The sequence below is a fragment of the Dolichospermum sp. UHCC 0259 genome (assembly GCF_009711935.1).
GTDB lineage: Bacteria > Cyanobacteriota > Cyanobacteriia > Cyanobacteriales > Nostocaceae > Dolichospermum.
This window is the reverse complement of record NZ_VIKX01000238.1, coordinates 1-5,057: the sequence shown is the minus strand read 5'-3', so window position 1 is coordinate 5,057 and position 5,057 is coordinate 1. Positions and strand designations below refer to the sequence as shown.

At 38.9% G+C, this 5,057-nt stretch carries 3 protein-coding genes; 1 reads left to right on the top strand and 2 read right to left on the bottom strand.

The features are described 5' to 3' along the window. Positions 1-316: 316 nt before the first annotated feature. Positions 317-1,285 (top strand): ROK family protein, encoded by a 969-nt coding sequence (locus FJR05_RS20350; protein ID WP_168645807.1) that lies wholly within the window; start codon positions 317-319, stop codon positions 1,283-1,285. A 102-nt stretch (positions 1,286-1,387) separates the two neighbouring features. Here FJR05_RS20350 and FJR05_RS20345 read toward each other — a convergent pair whose 3' ends face one another. Together FJR05_RS20345 and FJR05_RS20340 are read right to left on the bottom strand one after the other, a co-directional pair. Continuing rightward, entirely contained in the window at positions 1,388-3,982 is a 2,595-nt protein-coding gene (locus FJR05_RS20345) for a type I secretion system permease/ATPase (protein WP_371416921.1), read from the bottom strand. A gap of 26 nt (positions 3,983-4,008) precedes the next feature. Then, complete coding sequence (locus tag FJR05_RS20340; protein ID WP_168645805.1) at positions 4,009-4,767, bottom strand: peptidylprolyl isomerase; 759 nt, start codon at positions 4,765-4,767, stop codon at positions 4,009-4,011. Positions 4,768-5,057: the final 290 nt, after the last annotated feature.

The following is a 5,057-nucleotide window of genomic DNA, read 5'->3' as shown; positions in this document are numbered from 1 at the left end:
CCTACTTCTACCTACCCTATAAACTCTCGAAAGTGGGGGGAGAGTGAAAAACTACCTACAGAAATATATCTTTGTATTAATTTATCCTTCATGAAATTTAACAATATCCATAGTTTAACAGAAATTTAGGATGATTATGATTGGATTTACAAATGTAATGAATTAGGTTACATATAGGACATCAGCATGATGAATATAGAAATATTTTATATCCAGATAGGGAAGACGGTTTCATAACGAACTACAGCAAAATTGTTATTAAGTAATAATGGTGAATGGTTGATAGTTGTTTCGTAAACCCCTTATTTTTAATAATATGACATTAATTTTAGCTCTAGACTTTGGCGGGACAAAATTGGCAGCAGCAACAGTTAAGGGTGGTGGGAAGGATTGGTTGGATCATGAATCACGATTTTCTCCCACAAATGGTGATGCTTTGACTGATTTAGAAATTATGCGATCGCTCATTGATTCCGTGCTAAAAGGGAGAAAACCGGATGCTATCGGTGTCAGCTTTGGTGGTCCAGTGGATGCCACCACAGGTTTAGTCCGCTTATCTCATCACGTTCCCGGCTGGGAAAATGTTCCTCTTAAACAAATACTCGAAGAAGATTATCACGCACCCGCCAGTATAGATAATGATGCTAACGTTGCTGCCGTTGGTGAACATCGTTTTGGGGCTGGACAAGGATATGATAGCCTATTTTACATTACCATTAGCACAGGTGTCGGTGGCGGCTGGATACTTGATGGTAAGCCCTGGCGAGGTGCATTAGGCATGGCGGGAGAAATTGGACACATGGTGGTTGATCCTAGAGGTCCATTATGCTTATGTGGAAAACGGGGATGTGTAGAACGTTTAGCTTCTGGTCCCTACATGGCGCAAAATGCGCGGGAAATGTTGGAGAAAGAACCACCCAGCGCTAACGGCAAAATCAGGGGAGACGTACTCAGATATTTAACTGGTAATGATCTTAACTTACTTACAGGCAAAGTTGTCAGCACCGCAGCAGCCAACGGAGACGAAATCGCACAAGAAGTATTATATAGGGGTGCTTGGGCTTTGGGTGTCGGTATTGGTAATGTCGCCAACCTCATGAATCCCCAACGGTTTGTTTTAGGTGGTGGTGTCACCAAAGCTGGGGATAATTTCTGGACTGTGGTGCGAAAAGTGGCTAGGGAAACCGCACTCCCAGAGGTGAATTTTGAGGTTGTGCGGGCATTATTGGGTGATGATGCACCTTTATGGGGGGCTGTGGCTTTGGGGTTGAATGTTTTGGATTAAGGAATTTGACGGTAGGGGTAGCGCCCCCGTGCCTACCCCGATTCATGGGGCAACCACGGGGGGTTTGCCCCTACCTAATTGGTTTAGGAATTTTCAAGATTATTAAATATTTGCCTGTTGTCTTTGATAAAGTGACCAATACAAACCTTTTTGTTTTAAGAGTTCTAAATGTGTTCCTCTTTCGGCTATGACTCCTTTTTCCATGACTAAGATTAAATCAGCACGTTTGAGGGGGGCAAAGCGGTGGGCAATTAAGAACACTGTGCGGTTGGAGGAAACATTTTTGAGGTTTTGTAATACTTGTTGTTCGGTTTCACTATCTAAGGCACTGGTGGCTTCATCTAATATGAGAATTGGTGCAGATGCTAAAAATAATCTGGCTAATGCTATCCGTTGTCTTTGTCCTCCAGATAATGCTGTTCCTCTTTCTCCAACGTTGTTTTCATAGCCGTAAGGTAGTTGACTAATGAAGTCGTGGGCTACTGCTAATCTGGCGGCTTCGACAACTTGTTCTGAGGTAATATCTGGATTTCCTAATGTGATATTTTCCAAGATTGAACCATTAAATAAAAAGTCTTCTTGGAGAACTACACCTATTTGTTGTCTTAAAGATGCTAAGTCAGCACTTTTGATATCAAATCCATCAATGAGGATGCGTCCTGACTCAATTTGATAGAGTCTTTGGAGAAGTTTAGAAAGGGTACTTTTTCCTGAACCACTTCTGCCGACAATACCAACAAATTGTCCTGGTTCAATATTAAAGGAAATGCCTTTTAATACTGGTTCTGTGTTGGCATTGTAGCGAAAGAAAACTTGGTCAAAATTAACTTCACCTTTGAGGGGTGGTAATACTAATCCTGTGCCGGCTTCGGTTTCTGGGGCGGCGTTGAGAATATCACCAATTCTATCTACTGATAATAGCACTTGTTGGAGATTCTGCCACAACTGGACTAGCCGTAATAAAGGACTGGTAACTCTTGCTGATAACATTTGAAAGGCGATTAATTGACCAATAGTTAGTTGATGATCAATGACTAATTTTGCCCCAAACCACAGGATAATTAAGGTGGAAAAGTTAGTGAGAAAGTCACCAATATTACTGCTAATATTAGATGTGGTGGAAGCTTTAAAACTGGTACGAATGAAGCGGGCAAATAAACCTTCCCACCGTTCTCTTGCTACTGGTTCTGCGGCATGGGCTTTAACAGAATGAATGCCGGTAATTGTCTCAACTAAAAATGATTGACTGTCCGCACTGCGGTTAAAGGTTTCATTTAGCCAGTTTCGCAAAATCGGTGTAGCGATAATGGTTAAAGTGGCAAATAATGGTAAGACGGCTAAGGCTACAAATGTGAGGGGAATGTTGTAATAAAACATCAATCCCAGGTAAACCACAGCAAAGATACTGTCAAGAATGACGGTTAAAGCTGTACCCGTGAGAAATTGGCGAATTTGTTCTAATTCTTGGACTCTAGCAACTGTATCACCCACTCTCCGCGACTCAAAATAAGCCAGGGGTAAACGCATTAAATGGCGAAAAAGTTGAGCCGATAAACTCAAGTCTAAACGTCGGGCTGTGTGGGTAAAGATGAATAGCCGCAGCATACCCAGGATAGATTCAAATGTCGCCACAAACAAGAGAGCGATCGCCATCACATCCAAAGTAGCTAAACTCTCCTGTACCATCACTTTATCAATGATGACTTGGGTAATTAATGGAGAAGCTAAACCCAATAATTGCAATGTAAAGGAAGCTAATAAAACTTCACCTAATAACCCTCGATATTTCCAAACTGCGGGAGTAAACCAAGCTAAATTAAATTTCTCTTGTTGGGAAATTAATTCAGTTTGCCATAATGTCCCATCCCAACAATTCTCTACCACAGATTGAGGTAAATGTTCACAAATATAATCAGGATTTTGAGGATTGGCAATAATTAAAAAATTGCCTTTCATTCCATAAGCAACAACCCAATTAAATTGGGAATTTTTATCTTCCTGATTCCCTTGATTCCACAACAATAAAGCCGGAAAAGATAATTGGCGTAATTCACTCCAATTAACCTGTAATTTCCGCAATACTAACCCTAATTTTTCCCCTGCTTCTACCAGATTTTTTGGCTTTTGTCCCCGCAATTGACGTTGTACCCATTCCAACTGCACAGGATTTTGTAAATATTGCGCCACCATTGTTAAACAGGCTGCACCTGTATTTCCACTTCCCACAAAGGGATAATTGGAAACTGTATGTTGTTCCCATGTAGCAGGAGGTGAAGGTGAAGAAATGGGAGAATTAGGAACTGGTAAAATAGGTTCAATCTCCTCTACCTCTATTGAATTATGCCAAAATTCATCAACTTGAGGATTTAAAAACTTTTTCCACAAAGCCGAATTCCAACACACAACTATAACTTCCTTACTAGCAGCTACAGCTTTACAATCAGCAAATAATTGTTGACAGTTGCCAAACCAATCTCCTGTTTGTAAAGTAGCTATGGTTTTATTTTCTTCTTCCTCTCGTAAACGCACTTTACCAGCGACAATAAAAAATTGGTCACCACCTAATTTTTGCGACCAAATTTTTTCGCCAAGTTTGTAGTTATGTATTTCTGCTTGCTGTTTTAATTCGTTTTGTTCTTCAGCATTTAGCCAGGATAGTGGCGGTTCATTCCAGGGTAAATTGTTTAACACATTTATTCGTTAAAATTGATTATTTAGAAGTTTTAATCCAATTGAATTTTGACTGTCAGATTTTGAATCTTATCCCCTAGCCAGTTCTCAAATAGCTCATTTTTTAGTGATTGTTGTAATTGAGGATCTTCTAGAGAAGCTGGAAGAATTTGTTCTAATCTAAATAAAGCAAAACGTCCTTCTATTTCTATGGGATTGATCAATTTTCCAGGGGTAGTTGAGTCTACAGCCGCACGTAATATGTCTGGTATAGTCCCCCGACTAATTGGTCCCATCATGCCATTAAATACTCTTTCATCGGCTAATGAATACTCTTTTGCCAGTTGTTCAAAACTACTTCCTTCCTCAATTTGAGTTTGTAGTTCTTCTGCTAATTCCCGACTGTCAACTAGAATCCGCGACAGGATAACTCTATCCAAGTAAATTTTTTTCTCGATAAAGTATTCTGGTAATTTTGATTCTGTGATTATTGCTTTGAGTTTCTCTAACTGAAAGCTAAAGGTAATAGATGTATGAAAAGTTGTATAATCTGTACCATTATTTGTTAGCCATTCTTGAAATTTTTGGGCATCAGTTAGTTGATTTTTCAGACGAAAATCAATAATTGTCTGTTCAATTAATGTGGAACTAATCTCAATATCTGTTCTGGCACTAATTTCTTTTTCAATCACGTACTGACGCAGTACATCACTGATAAAATTTCCCAGTCTACCAGATATTTGTAAGTATTTGACTACTTCAGCTAGGGTAATTTCCTGGTCATTTACAGTTAAAAAAGATGAAGATTCCATGAAGTAATTCTCAGGATTATGCTAAAACATCTATAAGACTTTCCATTAAATAATGGAGAAAACAGTAGAAAACTATATCTAGTGATAATAAAGATTCGATAAATTAAATATGTAATTAATATTTGGTAATCAAATATCCTAATTTTTTATCAATAGTGAACTAAATAATTTTAGGCGATAAATATTTTTCAATCTGTAAGCAATATGACCAAAATGATTATGTTGGGTTTCCTTGGTAACTGTTCACACTCCCCCACTAAAAAGGAATTAGGAAGTAACAGGGATAGGAG